The organism is Arcanobacterium canis, assembly GCF_029625435.1.
Classification (GTDB): Bacteria; Actinomycetota; Actinomycetes; order Actinomycetales; family Actinomycetaceae; genus Arcanobacterium; species Arcanobacterium canis.
The window spans coordinates 1472729-1490808 of sequence record NZ_CP121208.1 but is presented as its reverse complement, the minus strand read 5'-3'; the positions used below and the strand labels follow the sequence as shown (position 1 = coordinate 1490808).

General features: G+C 53.8%; 15 protein-coding genes. 7 read left to right on the top strand and 8 right to left on the bottom strand.

What is annotated here, in order from left to right; all coding sequences use genetic code 11:
• The first annotated feature begins 13 nt into the window (after positions 1-13).
• From nuoN to secA, 3 genes are all read left to right on the top strand, one after another.
• On the top strand, positions 14-1663 hold the full coding sequence (gene nuoN, locus P7079_RS06675) for an NADH-quinone oxidoreductase subunit NuoN (RefSeq protein ID WP_278013624.1): 1650 nt from the start codon (positions 14-16) through the stop codon (positions 1661-1663).
• Positions 1660-2673 (top strand): polyprenyl synthetase family protein, encoded by a 1014-nt coding sequence (locus tag P7079_RS06670; protein WP_278012501.1) that lies wholly within the window; start codon positions 1660-1662, stop codon positions 2671-2673. The genes nuoN and P7079_RS06670 overlap by 4 nt, the downstream gene beginning before the upstream one ends.
• A 231-nt stretch (positions 2674-2904) precedes the next feature.
• Positions 2905-5631 carry a preprotein translocase subunit SecA gene (gene secA, locus P7079_RS06665; RefSeq protein ID WP_278012500.1) on the top strand — a complete coding sequence of 909 codons (2727 nt, stop codon included), beginning with the start codon at positions 2905-2907 and terminating at the stop codon, positions 5629-5631.
• A 105-nt stretch (positions 5632-5736) separates the two neighbouring features.
• On the opposite strand, the gene P7079_RS06660 is transcribed toward secA, so the two are convergent.
• Positions 5737-6240 (bottom strand): Rv3235 family protein, encoded by a 504-nt coding sequence (locus tag P7079_RS06660; RefSeq protein ID WP_278012499.1) that lies wholly within the window; start codon positions 6238-6240, stop codon positions 5737-5739.
• A gap of 888 nt (positions 6241-7128) precedes the next feature.
• Between P7079_RS06660 and P7079_RS06655 the strand changes: the two genes are divergently transcribed.
• A complete protein-coding gene (locus P7079_RS06655; RefSeq protein ID WP_278012498.1) occupies positions 7129-7647 on the top strand; it encodes a hypothetical protein in 519 nt (172 codons plus the stop codon).
• A gap of 54 nt (positions 7648-7701) precedes the next feature.
• Here the strand turns inward: P7079_RS06655 and P7079_RS06650 are convergent, their stop codons facing one another.
• Positions 7702-7911 (bottom strand): helix-turn-helix domain-containing protein, encoded by a 210-nt coding sequence (locus P7079_RS06650; protein ID WP_278012497.1) that lies wholly within the window; start codon positions 7909-7911, stop codon positions 7702-7704.
• Between the two features lie 97 nt (positions 7912-8008).
• On the opposite strand from P7079_RS06650, the gene P7079_RS06645 reads away from it, so the two are divergent.
• From P7079_RS06645 to P7079_RS06635, 3 genes are all read left to right on the top strand, one after another.
• The gene (locus tag P7079_RS06645) at positions 8009-8602 is read left to right on the top strand and encodes a hypothetical protein (protein WP_278012496.1); all 594 of its coding nucleotides are present in this window, start codon (positions 8009-8011) and stop codon (positions 8600-8602) included.
• 98 nt (positions 8603-8700) lie between these two features.
• Positions 8701-9723, top strand: coding sequence for a CpaE/TadZ family protein (locus P7079_RS06640; RefSeq protein ID WP_278012495.1), 1023 nt, complete (start codon positions 8701-8703; stop codon positions 9721-9723).
• Between the two features lie 4 nt (positions 9724-9727).
• Entirely contained in the window at positions 9728-10183 is a 456-nt protein-coding gene (locus P7079_RS06635; protein ID WP_278012494.1) for a DUF6912 family protein, read from the top strand.
• On the opposite strand, the gene P7079_RS06630 is transcribed toward P7079_RS06635, so the two are convergent.
• From P7079_RS06630 to P7079_RS06605, 6 genes are all read right to left on the bottom strand, one after another.
• A complete protein-coding gene (locus tag P7079_RS06630) occupies positions 10176-13256 on the bottom strand; it encodes an AAA family ATPase (protein ID WP_278012493.1) in 3081 nt (1026 codons plus the stop codon). The genes P7079_RS06635 and P7079_RS06630 overlap by 8 nt on opposite strands.
• The gene (locus P7079_RS06625) at positions 13253-14437 is read right to left on the bottom strand and encodes an exonuclease SbcCD subunit D (protein ID WP_278012492.1); all 1185 of its coding nucleotides are present in this window, start codon (positions 14435-14437) and stop codon (positions 13253-13255) included. Before P7079_RS06625 ends, P7079_RS06630 begins: the two co-directional genes overlap by 4 nt.
• Positions 14438-14544: 107 nt before the next feature.
• Positions 14545-15039, bottom strand: a complete 495-nt coding sequence (locus P7079_RS06620; RefSeq protein WP_278012491.1) for a phosphoribosyltransferase — start codon at positions 15037-15039, stop codon at positions 14545-14547.
• Positions 15040-15205: 166 nt separating this feature from the next.
• Complete coding sequence (rsgA, locus tag P7079_RS06615) at positions 15206-16213, bottom strand: ribosome small subunit-dependent GTPase A (RefSeq protein WP_278012490.1); 1008 nt, start codon at positions 16211-16213, stop codon at positions 15206-15208.
• Entirely contained in the window at positions 16210-17466 is a 1257-nt protein-coding gene (gene aroA / locus P7079_RS06610) for a 3-phosphoshikimate 1-carboxyvinyltransferase (RefSeq protein WP_278012489.1), read from the bottom strand. The genes rsgA and aroA overlap by 4 nt, the downstream gene beginning before the upstream one ends.
• On the bottom strand, positions 17463-17972 hold the full coding sequence (locus tag P7079_RS06605; RefSeq protein WP_278012488.1) for a DoxX family protein: 510 nt from the start codon (positions 17970-17972) through the stop codon (positions 17463-17465). Before P7079_RS06605 ends, aroA begins: the two co-directional genes overlap by 4 nt.
• Positions 17973-18080: the final 108 nt, after the last annotated feature.

Sequence of the window (18080 nt, the reverse complement as noted above, 5' to 3'; positions counted from 1 at the left end):
CCTCTGGGCGTCGATGACGCCGTTGCTGATTGTGCTGGGCGCGGCAGTGATCTCCACTCTCGTCGAGGCCTTCTGTCCACGTGAGTATCGACGTCCGATTCAGCTCACAATTGCGATTTTGGCTCTTGCAGGCGCTCTATTGGCAAGTGCATGGCGATGGACGGAGTTCATTGCCGGGGGACGCAAGATCACCCCATACTCGGTTTTGTCTGGTGCGCCAGGCACTCAAACAATTTCTGAGCAGGCGACGCGTGTGCCAAACACCGGAATTGGTTTGGTTGAAGATGGTGTTTCGCTCGTTTCATTCATCGTCTTACTTGTGGTGGCGTTGATTGCATTTTTAGTGATAGCTGATCGCACCCACGTTGGGGACGGTTCCTTTGCAGCGTCGTCAGCAACACGTCCAGGCTCGCAAGAGGAACGCGAATCGACGGCAGCTGGTCGGATCCAGACCGAAATCTTCCCACTTGCCCTCTTCGCCACCGGTGGCATGATGGCATTTACTGCAGCATTCGATCTGCTGACGTTGTTCATCGCACTGGAGCTACTGTCCTTGCCGCTCTATGTGCTCTCGGCAACGGCACGTCGTCGTCGCCTTCTTTCTCAAGAGGCTGCGATGAAATACTTCCTCTTGGGTGCATTCTCGTCGGCGGTTTTCCTCATGGGAGCAGCGTTCATCTATGGCGGTACGGGACGCGTGTCGTTCTTCGAAGTGGCCGCAGTAACCGGTAATGGCACAAGCCCGATGGTTCTGGGAAGCACGAGCTTTACGGTGATCGGCGTGGTCATGGTGATTTTGGGACTGCTGTTCAAGATCGGCGCTGCGCCATTCCACCAATGGGTACCTGATGTCTACCAGGGCGCTCCGACTCCGATCACTGCGTTCATGGCTGCTGGAACCAAGGCTGCGGCTTTCGCTGCGTTGATTCGTGTGATGATGTTCCTTTCGGCTCCAGCGCGTGATGCGCTGACTCCGTTCCTGTGGATCGTCATCATCGCCACGATCGTCGTTGGCACAGTCATGGGTCTGGTGCAGAAAGATATTAAGCGTCTGCTCGCTTACTCGTCGATTGCGCACGCAGGTTTCATTCTGATCGCACTGCTGGGGGTTGCCGCCCTGCCATCACTATCGTCAGATATCGAAGCATTCCGTCCAACTGCAACGGCGATTGCTGCGATCTTCTACTACCTGTTGACATACGGATTCGCTACGATCGGCGCGTTCGGTGTTGTGACTTTGGTGCGCTCGAAGGACTCGGCAGGGAACGTCGTCGGCGAAGCCACGGACTTGGATTCCTGGCGAGGACTGGGTAAGCGAAGCCCATTCTTAGCGACGTCGATGCTGGTCTTCCTCTTGTCCTTCGCTGGTATTCCCTTCACCGGCGGATTCATCGGAAAGTTCGAAGCGTTCCGCGCAGGTATCCATGCAGGTGGAGCCATTCTCGTGGTAATTGCAGTTCTCGCTTCTGCGGTGACCGCTTTCTTCTACTTCCGACTCGTCGCATTGATGTTCTTCGAAGAACCGGACGGCGAATCGACAGTGGTGGTCACCTCTGAAGGTATGTCGATGGTTGCAATTGTTGTTGCACTTGTTGCTACGATTGCGCTGGGCATCCTGCCCGCTCCATTCCTCGACTTCATGCAAGGGTCCTTCATTCTATGAGCTTGATTGACAGCCTGTTCTCCTCAGATCATCCTCTGGCGGTGCGCCTTCGCGCCCGTATGGAGGAAGTTGAAGATGCGCTGCGTGACGCCGTGCGCGTCGGTGATCTTGTGGCTGACTCGGCCACGTCGCATTTGGCGTCTGCAGGTGGCAAGCGCCTTCGGCCGGCACTGACCGTACTCACTGCGGAATTGGGGCCGAATCCGCAAGCGCAGGCTGTCATCGACTCGGCGGTGGTCGTGGAATTGACGCATCTTGCGTCGCTCTATCACGACGACGTTATGGACGATGCTCCTCTACGTCGCGGAGTCCCCTCGGCACAATATGTCTATGGAAACTCCTCTGCGATTATGGCAGGGGACATGCTCTTTGCTCGAGCATCTGCGATCGTGGCCGGGCTTGGTCCGAAAGCGGTGTTACTTCACGCGCGCACTTTCGAGCGCCTGTGCATTGGCCAACTCCATGAGACCGTGGGACCTCAGGAAGGTGAGGATCCTCAGGCTCATCACATTCAAGTTCTCGCTGGAAAAACGGGATCTTTGATCGCGGCATCTGCACGGTATGGTGTACTTTCTGCGGGCGGAAGTGAGGAACTTGCCGAAGCAGTGGCTCAATACGGTGAGCGTGTGGGCGTGGCATTCCAGATCGCCGATGACGTTATTGATCTCATGTCCGATTCCGATGTTACAGGTAAGACGCCAGGAACTGATTTGCTTGAAGGCGTGCCGACAATGCCAACGTTACTTCTTGAGCGTATGGCTACTGAGGGGACTATCGACCGCGAGGGCGAGGAAATTCTGGCGATGTTGGCTGAAGGTCACCTCGATGAGGGTGATCGGCTGGAGAACGTCGTCGCAATGCTGCGTCGTCATGACGTCGTTGAGCAAACACGCCAGCTGGCACATCAGTGGACCTCAGATGCACTCGCTGAACTGGAGATCGTTGAGGAGGGCGATGTCAAAGATGCTCTGGTGACTTTTGCCTACGCAATGGTTGATCGAATGGCATAAAAACACGTCCTCATTTTTGACTGAAGAGAAGAGCACAAGTAGCACAGCCACTTGTGCTCGTCTCTTTGTATGCGACAACGAAAAGTTGGTGTCGCAACGCAACTGTGGCCACAGCGTCGGGAGGAAACATTTGCCTTCAGCGAACGTGACATGCGTCCACCGCTGTCCCACGTGCGTGTCAAAACGCTAGAATAACTTGCGGTATATTCTCACAAATTGTCAGGAGAGATAGTGCGTAAGCTGATCAATAAGATCCTTCGCGCCGGCGAAGGTCGCACGCTCAAGAAACTTCAGAATATTGCAAAGCAGGTCAATGAGCTCGAGAGTTCTTTTGAGGACATGACCGATGCTGAACTGAAAGAGCAAACTGCTCATTTTAGGGAGCGTCTAGAGGCGGGCGAAACTCTCGACGACTTGCTCCCTGAGGCATTCGCCGTTGTGCGTGAGGCGTCCAAGCGCACTCTTGGTCAGCGCCACTACGACGTGCAGGTGATGGGTGCGGCCAACCTTCACATGGGTAACATCTCGGAGATGAAAACTGGTGAAGGCAAGACACTTGTCGCCACTTTGGCTGCGTATCTCAATGCTCTTCCTGGCAAGGGTGTACACGTGGTGACCGTGAACGATTACCTCGCGTCGTACCAGGCTGAGCTTATGGGACGCGTTTACCGCTTCTTGGGTTTGACCACAGGCACAATCACTTCGGGCCTGACGCCGGATCAGCGCCGTACCCAGTACGCGGCAGATATTACGTACGGCACCAACAACGAATTCGGTTTCGATTACCTTCGTGACAACATGGCGCTTGATGTGGACAACTTGGTTCAGCGCGGTCACTTTTTCGCCATCGTTGACGAAGTGGACTCGATCCTCATTGACGAGGCTCGTACCCCGCTCATTATTTCTGGCCCAGCTGAAGGCGACGCGAATAAGTGGTACCAGACTTTCTCCCGCGCTGTTTTGCAGATGCGCAAGGACACCGACTACGAAGTCGATGAGAAGAAGCGTACTGTGGGCGTTCTTGAGCCTGGGATCGACAAAGTCGAGGACATGCTCGGCATTGAAAATCTTTACGAGTCAGTGAACACTCCGCTGATCGGTTATCTGAATAATGCGATTAAGGCTAAGGAGCTTTTCCACAAGGACAAGGATTACATCGTCACAAACGGCGAAGTGATGATTGTCGATGAGCATACGGGCCGAGTACTACCCGGGCGTCGCTACAACGAAGGTATGCACCAAGCCATCGAGGCGAAGGAAAATGTCGAAATTAAGGCAGAGAATCAGACTCTGGCGACGATCACCCTTCAGAACTACTTCCGACTCTACGACAAGCTCTCGGGAATGACGGGAACTGCGGAAACCGAAGCGGAAGAGTTCGCCAGCACCTATAACATCGGCGTCGTCCCAATTCCGACGAATCGTCCGATGATTCGCCAGGACAAGACAGACCTTGTATATCCAACAGTGGCTGGGAAGTACAAGGCGATTGTGGAGGACATCAAGGAGCGCTACGCTATCGGTCAGCCCGTGCTCGTTGGCACGGCGTCGGTGGAGCACTCCGAACAGCTTTCGTCGCTGCTGAAGAAGGCCCGCATTCCTCACACCGTGCTCAACGCAAAGCATCACGAGTCCGAGGCAGAAGTCGTGGCGATGGCCGGACGCAAGGGTGCGGTTACCGTTGCGACGAATATGGCTGGTCGTGGAACTGACATTATGCTCGGTGGAAACGCTGAGCATATTGCGCAGGCGATGATGGCACAAGCGGGGCTTTCGACTGACGAGGATGCTGAAGCATATGAGGCTGCATGGCCAGATATGCTTGCGAAAGCCAAGGAAGCGGTCAAGGCGGAGCACGAGGAAGTCAAAGAACTCGGCGGCTTGTACGTGCTTGGCTCTGAACGACATGAATCGCGTCGCATCGATAATCAGCTCCGTGGCCGTGCAGGACGTCAAGGCGATCCGGGCGAATCGCGATTCTACCTTTCTCTCGAGGACGATCTGCTGCGCCTGTTTGGAAATAACCGGGCGACGGCGATGTTCCAGAAAGGCCCAGAGGACGAAGCTCTCGAATTCAAGATTCTGTCCAATGCTATTGAGCGTGCGCAGACACAGCTCGAATCACGAAATGCCGAGATTCGTAAGAACGTCCTCAAGTACGACGACGTAATGAGCGAACAGCGCGCAGTTCTCTACGAAGAGCGCCGTGCGATCTTGAACGGCGAGGATGTCGAAGACCAGATCCAGTCCTTTATTGACTTCACCGTCGGCGATGTGGTGACTGCTGGTACTCTCGGGTCTGCTGAAGACTGGGATCTTGATGGGCTGTGGACCGACCTGCGTAGCATCTACAAGCCGTCGTTCTCGCCTGAGGAGCTTGTTGACGAGGTTGGTGGCGCACGCTTGCTCACCCGCGAGGCGATCCTCAGCGAAGTATCTGACGATGTTCACGCGATCTACGAAGAGCGCGAAGAAGAGCTTGGTGACGATAATATGCGTAATATTGAACGCCAAGTTCTTCTCACTGTGCTCGATCGCAAGTGGCGTGAGCATCTTTACGAGATGGATTACCTGAAGGAGGGTATTGGGCTTCGTGCGATGGCTCAGCGTGATCCCCTCGTTGAGTACAAAGAAGAGGGGTACCAGCTCTTCCAGCAGATGAACGATGCGATTCGTTCTGAAACGGTGGGTTACTTGTTCAACTTCGAGCTCCCAAGCGAGCGTGCTGCACGTGAAGCTCTTGCGGCGGGGGCAGAGCCTGCAGCGCAAGAACAGCCGCAACACAATATCGACACCGAAAAAGTTTTGGGGATTAAGCGCCCAACGACTCAAGCTCAGATGACGTACTCTTCGAGCGATGAATCAGGAAATGTTCAGCGTACGAACGAGTCCGGGCAGCATTTGGCGAGCAAGGATGGACTGAATCGTCAACAACGTCGGGCGCGTCGTAAGCACTGATCTTCGTCGTTGAGGATCTATGGAGTATTCAGCGCAGAAAGATAAGAAGGAAGACGGGCGGTTACTGCATTTGCAGTCAGCGTCCGTCTTCCTTCTTTCTGATATTCAGTAGATTTCGAGATTAACGAGATGCCAGTGGCCTCGCCGGACTTCAATCCGAGCACTTGCTGCGCGAATGCGCATTCCGTCGAACAGTGCCACGGAGCATTCTGCAGTTCGTGGTTGGGGCTGTGTCAGGAGAATTCTGCGCACACGTGGTGGAAGGCAACGCGTCGGTGTCGCACCGGCGCGCTTCACGAGTCCAGCATGGCGAGAAAGTGAGTGGAAGACTTCGGGTGTCATCCAATTTTGGACTTGTCGAATAGGGCGATGCCCAAGCAATACTTCCACGCATTGGCCGATCATTTGTGCGACGGCGATTTTGGGAGCCGGAAAGTTCTCCGGTAATGGTTTCGTTAGCTCAACCTGGTGATCACGCCACTCAGCAAGTGAGTCATAAGGATTGCGTTCGGGAACAGAAGCGAAACGCAGGTGGTCAACGTGGCGCCTTGCGTAGATCACAGGATGTTCGCGACGAGGTTGGGGAGTGACATTAGCTTGTGCGGACATCGTGGACCTCCGGGATCTGTAGAATTTGGCCTGGGTAGATGAGATTTGGGTCATGGCCGATGGTGGACTTGTTTTCGTTCCATATACGCTCAACGAGCTCTGCGGTGTGTGCAGGAGATATTGCGTGTGCGATTGACCAAAGAGAATCTCCTTGTCGAACCCTCACCCGCGTCGTTTGTAGAATAGTTCGTCCCTGAGGCATTGCCTGGGTGTTTGGTGAGCTCCACATGCGTATGAGTGGAGTTTCTGTCGGGTATTCGGCGCTCGCAGGCGGCGGAACAGATCTTCTGGGAGGATCTGGCGATGTCGAGGGCGGAGGTGGGGTATGAGTGGTGAGGGCGGGTTGGTCTGTATTTTGGGCGTTGTCGGCGAGCCGTGACGTACTCGTCGAGGGGATCTCGCCGCCCCAGGAAAGATCGACGCTGGTAGCCATCGCTGGTGATGAAAGTGCGAATGCTGGCAAAGCGAGAGCAATTGCCGCCCTGTGGGCAACACGTCGCGGAGCAATTGTTAACAGGCGAAGCATAAGAGAAGTATTGCGGCTCCGATGGGCGGCAAAATACAGCACCCATGCAGTCAGGTGCCAGACAAGATAGATGCAAAGAAGCGCAACTGAGAGCAATATCAACCAATGGTTCAAAGTAGTAGAGGATGATATTGGTTCTATCAGGGTAGATAGTGCTCCAGATAATCTATATAGGGCCATCTCGTTCATCTGGCAACCCCTTAGTTGATGTTTAGTGTCGTTTGATGATTTATATGTATTTAAAAGTGGTAGTTGTTTGTTGAAAGCGGTATATACCCCGCATATGTATGAATGTATGAAAATGGTGCTTTTATTAAAGAATGGTCATCACAATGAGTGAATAGATCAGTAGTATGGTATCTATGGATTTTGATCGACTTTTACGCGATATTGCGGGCCGAATTGATTCTGAGCGGCTTGAGGGTCAGATGCGTGAATGTGAGGAGATTCGAGAGGCAGAAGTAGGTAGTGTTTCGCTTCTTGATCTGATTATTGGGGCACGTGACGATATTGAGCTTATGGTCGGCGGGACTCTCCTCAAAGGAATGCCAGTAGATGTTGGTGTAGATTGGGTTGAATTGCGTGGTCAAATGGCTCGATATCTTATCCCAGCGTGGTCGATTCGGTCGCTTGATCGGGGGTGGCGTGCAGGGGGTATTCGTCCGCGTTTAGAGATGCGTCTTCCTGCGAAACTCAGGCGGTCGTGTGGTGTGAGAGTTCGTGTGGTGGGGGATGGAGTGGATACAACTGGTGAGCTTGCCGACGTCGGAACGGACTGGGTGAGCGTATTGCGAGACTCTGTAAGCTGGGAAAATGAGAACCGGCGGAGATCCGTGGTGGCAATACAAGCATTGTCGTATATTGAAATTCCCGCGATGTAATAAAAATAGTGGGGGAGCACTTCACGTTGTGCTCCCCCACTATGAGTATTTCGGTCAGACCTCGAAGTCTGTGCCAATCTTCTTAGCTGTAGCTTCGTAACCACGCTTGATGTACTCTTCAAGCTTCGCTTCTTCGATACGCCATTGGCCACGGCCACCGACTTGAATTGCCGGGATTTCTCCGTTCTTGATCAGGGTGCGTACCTGACTGGCCGAGACGTTGAGATAATCTGCAACGTCTGAGATCGTTAGAAACTGTGCCATCTGTTCTCACCTTCAGTTTGTTTTTGCTTTGCTACCCGCACTCACAACCTGTGGATAACTCGACTGTAAAAAACGGGATCTTTGGGAGGCTTTTGATATGGCATCAAAACAAATGAGACTTATTCTCGGCGATCCCCGTCTTTTCATTGGAATTGTACTCATCCTGGTCGGTGGAATGCTAGGGGCATTTTTGCTGAGCGATGAAAATCTACAACCTGTTCTAGAAATAAACAAGCCTGTTGCGCAAGGGTCGCCTATCTCTGATTCCTTCACAGTTGTGGAGTTACCGCTATCCGAGGCTCAAGGGCGTTTGCCTGCATCGAAGGTGTCAGCCGATCTCATTGCAACTCATTCGCTCGCTGTGGGCGAAATTGTCTCAGCTACGGATGTGACCTGGGGAAATGGTGAACCGTACGTTGATATCGAAGTTCCTCTTATCCATACTCCGGCTCAGTCGGCACGTCCAGGAATGCAGGCGCACATTTGGGCCCTCCCGCCGAAGACGACGTCGGGCATCGATGCGAAGGCGCGAAAAATAGGAAAAGCCCAAATCGTCAACATTTCTCGTGAACGAACCTTGCATACAAATCAGAGTGTGCAGCTGCGGTTCTTTGCCGGCGAGGAAGCGGCGGTGGTGGATGCTCTTGGCCGTGGTGATTCTCTTATGATCGCACTTCCAGGAGGACAGTGATGGGAGTCTTACTCTGTGCACCAACATTCGAAGAGAACATTTTGTATGCGCTCGCAGAGCGGCGCACGGACCATTATGTGGTCAGACGCTGTGTTGACATGACTGAAATGTTGGCAGCTGCTCAGGCTGGCATTGGCTCAGCTGCTCTGATCGAAGGAGATTGTGAATCGCTGACGCTCACAGCAATTCGTGATCTTGAGTCCTTGGGTCTGACAGTAACTCTGATAGGTGGGAAAGTACCAGCACACGAGCTGCGCAATCTCTCTGAACATCTCATTTCGCCCTCAGAAGCGGTCGGTTGGATCGAGTCAATGGGACAGAAGAAGCGTGAAGAGAGAATTCCTCTTGACATAGGGGAAGGACGTATCGTCGCTGTGTGGGGTCCTGCTGGATCTCACGGACGATCAACGCTCACGCGTGAACTTGCCAGAATCAGTAAGGGAGTGGCAATTGATCTCGATCTTGTGGCTCCATCGTTGGCGCAGATTTGTGGAGTAGAGGAATCTTCCGCACTTGTTGCTTTTTCACGAAATGTGGAAAAGGGTCGCGATCTTGAGGCCGCCGCACAGTTACTAGTTGAAACCGATACTTGCGGCACTCGGATTATCGCCGGAGTGAACTCTGCCCAGCGATGGCGTGAAATCAGTAGCCCAATCGTCGAGAAGATTCTTCACTCACTTCGCCGTCAAGAGCAATGGACGTTTGTTGACCTCGCTGGAGGCCTATCAGGGTCAGATTCGATGCGTGATCGGTGGCAAGTGTCTCGCAATGTGGTCGAAGCGGCAGATATTGTTCTTCATGTTTCGAGTGCCTCCGTCATTGGGATGCGACGGATACTTGAACATGCGGATCTCAATCCTCCCGATAAGAGAGCAATTATGGTCATTAATCGTCTCCGGGCATCCAGTGTCGGGCACAATCCTTCAGGACAAATTCGCCGTTTACTTGCAGGAGTTCATGTGCCAATCGTGACCATACGTGACGACATGTCTCGCTTCGATGCTGCGTTACTCAAAGGACGTTCAGTGGTGGACCTTTGCAGTAAGTGTGGAGCGTCAAAGGACATCAGGTATTTGTGGGAGCAGATTCGCCAGCAATCATCACAGGCGACGATAGAATGAGCATATGCGTATATATGTCCCACTTACACCCGAAGAACTTGCGGCGCCGGAAATTTCGCCTCGGCTCGTCCATGCAGTAACGCCAGACCTCGTTCGGGTGCTGGGAACTCAAGATGAAGAAGAACGCGAGTATGTTGCGTTCTTAGCAGCAGCTGATGATTCGCTTCGGTTCGATAGCCCAACTCCGCGTCGTGTGGTGGTCTGTGCGGACATGCCTCACGCATCTCTTGAACTTCCGAATGCTGAGGATCAGGTAATCGAGACAGGGGTACACCTGATCGACGCCTTGGCATGGGATCGCGTTGATTCGATTCATGTTGATGAAGATGAATCGCGCGAGATCATTGCGGCGGCGCGCGAAGGCGATGATGTGGCATTTGAAGCCAGTGCTGATGTGGATCTGCTGTGGTATGACGTTATTGAACGCGACGCACTGATCGCGATGATGGCAACTAACTAATTTGGCGCAGAGTCGATCCACGCTCACTGGGAATGACTGTAACGCGTTGCGGAATCATCGATTTCAAGTCCTCCACATGTGACACAATTCCGACAGTCCGGCCGTCATCGGTGAGCTGAGTGAGTGTCTGCATCACAACATCACGGACATCTGCTGAGAGAGTGCCAAAGCCTTCGTCAATCATCAGAGTATCGATATGGACGCCGCCATTTTCTTCTTGTACAACTTCAGCGAGTGCGAGTGCGAGTGCGAGTGAGGTGAAGAACGTTTCACCGCCGGAAAGCGAACTTGGTGCGCGTTGAACGTCGCCGCCTTCGCTACCTTCGTGGTCAATGACAGCAATACCTAGGCCAAGTTTTCGTCCTTTCTCTCCTTCGTCCACTCTGATCAGTTCGTATCGCCCTCGCGAGAATATTGCGAGGTGTTCGTTGGCACGTTCGACGACTACCTCGAAACGTCGCAAGAGTACCCACACGCCAAGTGGAATCTTGATTCTCGACGATTCATCATCTGCATTTGCTAAGTGGGAGAGACGAACGATTGGCCCAGCTTTCTGGGCCTCGGTAGCCCACTGTGCATGAGCCTTTTGTGCCTTCATCAAATGTGCATGAGCATCGCAGAGATTTCGCTTTGCTTCAACCGCTCGCTCGTTGCTGGCAATGAGTTGGGCATGTGTACGGTCGAAGGCTTCCTGTGCAAGCTCAACCTGAGGATCTTCACTCCCATCGAGCTGAGCAAGATCTTCAGATTCAAGTCGGCCAAGGATCTTTGCGTCTTCTTGCTCGAAGGAGGCCACTTGCTCAGTGAAATCTGTGAGCACATGAGCAGACAATATTGCCTCGGTTACTTCGTTGGCGGACATCTTCGCTTCTTGTAATGCCTGTTCAGCACGACGTTGCGAGGACAATAGGTGTGATGCAAGGGTGAGAAGTTCTTGGGTGGTCGAGTTAGCGAGCGAATACTTATCACGTTCACTTCTCAGCAGTGACATGAGGCTGCGTGCATCTTTGGCATTGTGCGCTGCCAACGCCTCCTGAATACGTTCCTTGTGAGAGTTAATTTGTTCACTGACTCCAGCGATACGTTCGGACGTTGATGCAATAAGCGCCTCTTGTACCGAGATCGTCTGTGCCAAAGTATCAGAATCCTGATGTATTTTGCTGATTTGCTCTTCGATACGATCGGCGGACGCTTTAGCTCGGCAAGCATCATCCAACGCATCCTGAGTCTTTTTTAACGAGTCAGCGATCGTGTCAACTGTCTCATTGCCCAGGCGTTTGACCATTTCATTGAGTTTGGTACGAGTCGCAACCAATCGACTTCTCGCTTGATCAGATCTCGTTCGAGCTTCCTGGGTACGATCACTTGCAGCCTGCACTTGGTCAAGCGTTGCCTTGACCGCAGAGGCGGGAGCAGGATCGGGATGTTCGAGGGAACCACACACAGGGCATGGTGAATGATCGTGAAGGTGTTGGGCGATCTGTGCAGCGCTGGATCCAATCCACTCAGCCGTAATTTTTGCCTCATCCTCGATCGCTGCAGTAACGGCTGCGAGGGTTGCTGATGCGTCCTTTTTATCTTCCGACTCTGTTCGGCGTAGTTCAAGTACCTCGTGAGCAATTTGGTCAAGGGTGACGAGTTCTGCGACACGTGCTTCAAGCTGGGGGATAGTCTCAGTAATCGTGTGTATCTGAGTCCGCTTGCTTGTGAGCTTTTCAAGTAACTGCGGAAGTGATTCTTTCTTGCGGCGAGCGACGTCGAGATCGTCCAGTGCCTGCTCGCGTTCAATTTCTGCCTGCTGACGTTTGGCAACGAGGACAGGAACAGAGTCTTCAAGCTGAACGATCTGTTGAGCAGACCCAAATTGGGCATCGAGACTTTGGAGGCATTTTTCGCTTTCACTAAGCGCTGATTGTGCCAGCTCGATGAGGGTGTCCACATTGCCACTGGCAGAGTCGAACTTGGCGGCCAGGTCTGCACGTGATGTGTTATCCCACGCTTCGTAGCATGTTTGTCGCGCTTTCTGCACATCCTTTTGTGTTGTGGTTACCTCGTCTAACCGATTCGCGGGGACAACAGCGCGTTGGTGCGCAGCAATTTGAGAGCGGAACTTGTCGATAACAGGGCGACGTTGGTCGAGGTCATCACGTCTTTCCAGCAATTGCGAACGTTCGAGAAGTAATGAACGCAGTGCAGTTGCTTGCGCAAGATACGCCCGGGCAGCCGTCTCGTCTTCCGTGAGTTTTTCGCACACAGTCTTTGCTTCCTCATACTGTGTAGATAACTCGGCTTCGACATCTGCCATGACATTGAGGACTGATTCGTCGGTTTCATCGACAATCTGTTCGAGGAGCGTACCGACGTGATGAGTCCATTCCTGAACACCTGCATTCCCGCGCCAGGTTTCGACTGACGTGATGAAACGACGGCGTGCCTCATCTACCGCACTTCTGGCCATACGAGAATCCTTAGCGAGCTTATCGGCAAGTTTCTGATAATCAGCTGTGCCAAAAAGCGACTCAAGGAGCTCTGATCGCTCCTGTGACTTCAACCGGAGGAACTGGGCAAACTTCCCTTGAGGAAGGACAACTGTCTGGACAAACTGTTCACGCGTGAGCCCGAGAATTGCCTTGAGTTCCTCACCAGTCTCACGGGCCTTCGCCGCTAAGGCCTGCCCTGTTTGCCAATGGCCCTCATCAACGGCAGCTTGAGACATCCGCCAGAGCTGCGCAGAGGAATTTACTGTGGTGTATCCGGTGCCTCGTGCTTTTGGGCGCTGCCACGGCGGTGTGCGGCGCACACGGTAGATGCCTGAAGCAACTTCAAAGACAAGATCGATGTACGATTCGACGTCGGAAAGTGCATGAGAAGACCTCACGCGTTCTTTCGTTGAGTCGTTCGAAGCGACGTCGCCGTACAATGCGTAGACGACTGCATCAATAATCGTGGATTTTCCACTTCCGGTTGGCCCCTCTAGGAGAAAAAGACCATCGGAAGTGAGGGAAGTGAAGTCGATGACTTGGTGCCCTCCGAAGGGGCCAATACCGCAAAATTCAAGACGTAGAAGCTTCATCGCTCATTCTCCTTCGTGGCCAATTCCCATGCTTGTGCGATGAGCTGACGCTCTTCAGCTGTCATGGGACGTCCGCCGGCATTGTCGAAAAAATCGTTGATCACGGTTAAAGGATCGTTCTTGATTGCTGCCATAGTGACATGGTGTTGAGGGCGTGAGAGCGGTGCATGTTGGCATTCGAGTAGATATGGGAAATGCTTTTTTAATCGTGCAACGAGATTCTGAGGGCGTGAGTCATCAGTGACATACACGCGAACATAAGAATTGTGGTGGGATCGATAGCGAGGCGAAATAATTTCGTCAAATGTTCCACGAATGGTCGCTAACGGGCGCTCAACCGGGGCGGGGATAAGCGAGATTGTCGGAGTATGTGCCTGCGCAAAGTCAACCAAAACGCTCGATTTCTTGTGGTTCTCTTCAGAGAAGGAGAAGGCGACAGGGGAACCGCTGTAGCGCATTGCGGGGGTGTCCGAACCAACTTTCTGGGGGCCATGAAGATGACCGAGTGCCACGTAATCGATCCCACCGCCGGGCAAATCGAGGCCAAGATTGAAGATCCCCGATGGTGCGCTGTCAACGCCACCAATATGAAGATTGCGTTCAGATTCAGAGGGCTCGCCTCCAACAATAAACGCATGTGCCATCACGATTCGAGGAACGTCCATACCCGCGTACTCGCCTTCGGTGATATCTGCGCGAATATGTTTCAGTGCGGCACTGAGGACTGCTTCGTGACTACGGCTCAACGGTATGCCATCCGAGCTGAGTTCGTTCTTTGCAATATCAGGTTCGAGGTACGGAATGCCGTACACGATTGCGCCAATACGACCCTGGGCGTCTCTTACGGGAATGGGGACAGCCACATCCGTGGCACGAGTACGTAACGTCAGGCCATCTTTCAAAAGATCAGAAACAAAGCCCAAACGACCAGCAGAATCATGATTTCCAGAGGTGATGATGACCTGCGTGCGCTCGACAAGCCGACGTAAAGTGTGCGATAGCAATGACACCATAGCGACGGGTGGAACGCCGCGGTCAAAGATATCGCCGGAAACTAAGACTGCATCAACATCGCTGGCAAGCTCCACGACATGATCGCACCACAGTTCAAATGCCTGCGTGAGGTCCGCCCCATGAAGGGTACGTCCAAAGTGCCAATCAGAAGTGTGAAGAATTTTCATACCTCAACCATAGCGAACAGGGTATGACACTTTTTCATGTTCACTTGTCCGTCACCGTGTGATTGCAACAAAAAGGAGGCCCCGAAGGCGCCTCCTTTTCTGAACTCTCAGTCAACTTTGACGTAATTTTCGCCAGCGTTGACCGGATCCTTCTCCGACCACGGGAAAGTAATCCACAAATCGGTATCGCGCCAGACGTAGTCGGCCTTGAGTACCGACGTCGGCTTTTCATAAATCACGGCAAGACGCATCTCACCAACACCGTTGGCTTCGCACAGTTCTTGGACGTACTTCAAGGTACGGCCGGAATCCACAACATCGTCAACAATGAGAACCTTTGAATCTTTCAGTGCCGAGAAGTCTGGAAGAGGATTGAGTAGGCGTGGATCGGGAAGAGTCTCACCGATCTTCGTGTAGAACTCCACGTTCATCACCAGAACGGGCTTCATATCGAGCGCGTATGCCATCGCGCCGGCGGGAATAAGACCGCCGCGTGCCACGCAGACGATTAGGTCGGGCCTGTAGCCGGACTCCCAAATGTTGGTTGCCAGTTCACGCGTTGCATCGCCGAACATGTCCCAGCTCAGGATTTCCTTTTCCACGCTGTTCCTCCAATAACTCGGTTCGTATTGATAGAATTCAACCGTTTTAGACCACCCAGTGCAAGTAAGAAATGGGCGAGCCTTCTCACTCAGTCAGTGTACCGCGCAACATCCTCTGTCCCACACCGCGAACGAAAAACGAGATAAATCATTCCGCTATTTGGAATTAGTCATTTTCCGTCTTCGCTTGCAGCAGACGGCGGAACGATGCAACGCGTGCGATCAAACGCGGGTCGGTCACCTCGGATAGTGCGCAATCGAGTGCAGCTTCTTCATGACTGCAGCCGCGTGGACAGAACCGGTCAGTGATCTGTTCCAAATCAGGAAACCCTCGAAGCAACTCTGCAGGCCCAACGTGCGCCAGACCAAACGTTCGTACCCCTGGAGTGTCGATGATCGCGCCTCCAGGAAAATCAAATGCCATCGCCGACGTTGACGTGTGCCGTCCGCGTCCGGTGACTTCATTCACGTGCCCTGTTTCTCGTCCAGCACCTTCGACAAGTGCATTGATGAGTGTCGATTTACCCACGCCCGAGTGCCCCACGAGTACAGAAACATGCCCGGTCAGAGCCGCTCGTACGTCAGAGAGATCGGTGTGAGGATTTCCGGGTGCTGTTGAGGAAATGAGAATGGTCAAATCGAGCGGTTTATACAATGTGAGAAGCTCATCGGCATCGCCCAAGTCGGCTTTAGTGAGCATGAGAATCGGGGTCATTCCGGCGTCGTAAGCAGCGACAAGGCAGCGGTCAATCATTCCCGGCCGCGGTTTGGGCTTTGCGAGTGCAGTGACGATGAGGAGCTGATCGGCGTTGGCAACGATGATCCGTTCGGTTCCGCTGGCTTCACCCTCTTCTGCTGTCCGACGCAGAATCGTGGTTCGCTCATCAATTGATGCGATGCGTGCCAGCGTATCTTTCCTGCCTGATAGGTCACCGACCACCGCGACGACGTCGCCAATTGCGAGTTTACCGCGGCCAAGTTCGCGTGCCTTGACGGCCGTTACTTCAGTGCCGTCGTCGAGCATACGCACGAGGTAACGTCCGCGATCAATGCGCAGGAGGCGTCCGCGGCGTGCCGACGAGTAGTCGGGGCGGATCTTTGTGCGAGGCCGTGAGCCCTTCCCTGGGCGAACGCGGACGCGAGGATCGTCGGTGCCGATATCTCTGCGGCTCATTTTTTCTCCGAATCGTTGATCATCTGCTTCCACAGCGCGTGGAACTGGGGCAGAGTTTTCGCAGTTTCTTCCAGGTGGTCAAGTGTGACGGGGACGCGTAGTCCAGCAATCGCTGCGAACATCGCCATGCGATGGTCGCCATAAGCTTTGAGGGCAGCTGGCTGTTGCGAGGTTGGTGGTGAAATTTCCAACCAGCCGTCGCCCGTCTTTACCTGTGCCCCAAGAGCAGTGAGGGATTGCTCGAGTGCTGCAAGACGATCAGTTTCGTGCCCGCGCAAATGGCCAATATTCCACAGACGTGACGGGCCAGTGGCAAATAGTGCGACGGCTGCCAGCGTAGGAACGAGTTCGCCGACGTTGGCCGCGTCCAGGTGGAGCGGACGGATAGTGCGTGGGCCACGAAGACGAAGTTCGCCATCGCCACGCTCGATATCAGCTCCCATCTGCTCAAAGATCGTCCCGAATGCATCTCCCGCTTGGGTGGTGTGGACCGGCCATGGAATGGTGATCTGTCCACCGGTGACCATTGCTGCGGCGAGGAACGCGCCGGCGTTCGTCAGATCCGGTTCGACACTCACCTGGCCAAGATGAAGTGGTCCTGGTTCGACGCGCCATACTCCCGGTTCCAACGTGTGCGCATCAACTCCGGCGCGCGTGAGGCAATCGAGCGTCATCTCGATATGAGGAAGTGAGGGCAGTGAGGAACCAATATGGCGCAACGTCAGCCCCTGCTCCATCCGTGTACCAGCCATGAGCAAGGCAGAGACAAACTGTGACGACGCCGATGCGTCAACTTCCACGTCGCCGCCTGTGATTGATCCGCTGCCGCGAACACAAATGGGAAGGTGGCTACCCTGGGCGTCAACACCTGCGAGCCGAAGTGCGTTGACAAGCCCGGCCATTGGCCGCGTGCGAGCCGCCTGGTCTCCATCAATGGTCACGTCACCGTTGGCCAGAGCAGCGATAGGCGTGATAAAACGCATCACTGTGCCAGAAAGTCCCGCGTGAATATGGCCCGAGTGCAGTGGCCCGGGAGTAACCCTCCACTCGCGATCAGATCTCTCGATACGAACCCCTAGTGCTTGTAGAGCGTGAACCATGAGTTCAGTATCACGCGCATCAAGGGGCTCGTGAATGACAGCTGTCTGCCGGCCAAGAGCCGCGAGAATGAGATAGCGGTTGGTCAGTGATTTCGACCCCGGAAGGACCACCCGAGCGTTGATCGCAGATGCGCGAGGTGCGCACCACGTCATGCGCTCACCTGCGCGCCGATGGCCTCAAACTTTGCTGATGCTGACTGTGAGATTTCATCTGCAAGTCTATTTGCCCGCCAACCCAGACTAGGCGCGCCGCTACGATCTCGTGCAGCCATCAGCGCACCGCCGATCAAACCAGCATTCTGAACCAAACCTGCCAGATCACGCTTGCGTTGGGCTCCTTCGTGCAGCCAGAACGGGTTATTCGCCAGGGCAAGAGGAATCTGAAGCGTGCCAAGAATCAATGCTGCTGAGCGTGGAAGTCGGCCAGTCGCTAATGCCAGGCCACTGAGCGCAATCACAGTTGCGGTGATACGAGTAGCTGCATCAATCGTTGCTGGCGCGACGTCTGCGTCTGCCACTGGGCATCCGGTTTTGCGTGCAAGGTCAAGCAGAATGTGGGTGCGCTCGCGGTGCTCTGCCGGCTTCATGAGCGCATCCAGACCGCCGCTAATGAAGGGGGCGGCGAGAAGCGGACGAGAAATCTTCTGCAAAATACTCATACCTCTATTAAACCGCACCCGCTTGGCAGGGTAACAGGGATGTGGAGAATTTAGCTTGAGAAAACTGTGCGTTTTCTCCTGCCTCACGACGTCGGGGCGCAACTGTAC

Bases quoted from the DNA above. Each gene is read 5' to 3' on its own strand.
- P7079_RS06640 (WP_278012495.1), top strand. From the start codon at position 8,701: ATGACTGAAATGTTGGCAGCTGCTCAGGCTGGCATTGGCTCAGCTGCT.
- aroA (WP_278012489.1), bottom strand. From the start codon at position 17,466: ATGACGTGGTGCGCACCTCGCGCATCTGCGATCAACGCTCGGGTGGTC.
- P7079_RS06670 (WP_278012501.1), top strand. From the start codon at position 1,660: ATGAGCTTGATTGACAGCCTGTTCTCCTCAGATCATCCTCTGGCGGTG.
- P7079_RS06625 (WP_278012492.1), bottom strand. From the start codon at position 14,437: ATGAAAATTCTTCACACTTCTGATTGGCACTTTGGACGTACCCTTCAT.
- P7079_RS06645 (WP_278012496.1), top strand. From the start codon at position 8,009: ATGGCATCAAAACAAATGAGACTTATTCTCGGCGATCCCCGTCTTTTC.
- P7079_RS06630 (WP_278012493.1), bottom strand. From the start codon at position 13,256: ATGAAGCTTCTACGTCTTGAATTTTGCGGTATTGGCCCCTTCGGAGGG.
- P7079_RS06650 (WP_278012497.1), bottom strand. From the start codon at position 7,911: ATGGCACAGTTTCTAACGATCTCAGACGTTGCAGATTATCTCAACGTC.
- P7079_RS06655 (WP_278012498.1), top strand. From the start codon at position 7,129: ATGGATTTTGATCGACTTTTACGCGATATTGCGGGCCGAATTGATTCT.
- P7079_RS06635 (WP_278012494.1), top strand. From the start codon at position 9,728: ATGCGTATATATGTCCCACTTACACCCGAAGAACTTGCGGCGCCGGAA.
- nuoN (WP_278013624.1), top strand. From the start codon at position 14: ATGACGCCGTTGCTGATTGTGCTGGGCGCGGCAGTGATCTCCACTCTC.
- rsgA (WP_278012490.1), bottom strand. From the start codon at position 16,213: ATGAGCCGCAGAGATATCGGCACCGACGATCCTCGCGTCCGCGTTCGC.
- P7079_RS06660 (WP_278012499.1), bottom strand. From the start codon at position 6,240: ATGTCCGCACAAGCTAATGTCACTCCCCAACCTCGTCGCGAACATCCT.
- P7079_RS06605 (WP_278012488.1), bottom strand. From the start codon at position 17,972: ATGAGTATTTTGCAGAAGATTTCTCGTCCGCTTCTCGCCGCCCCCTTC.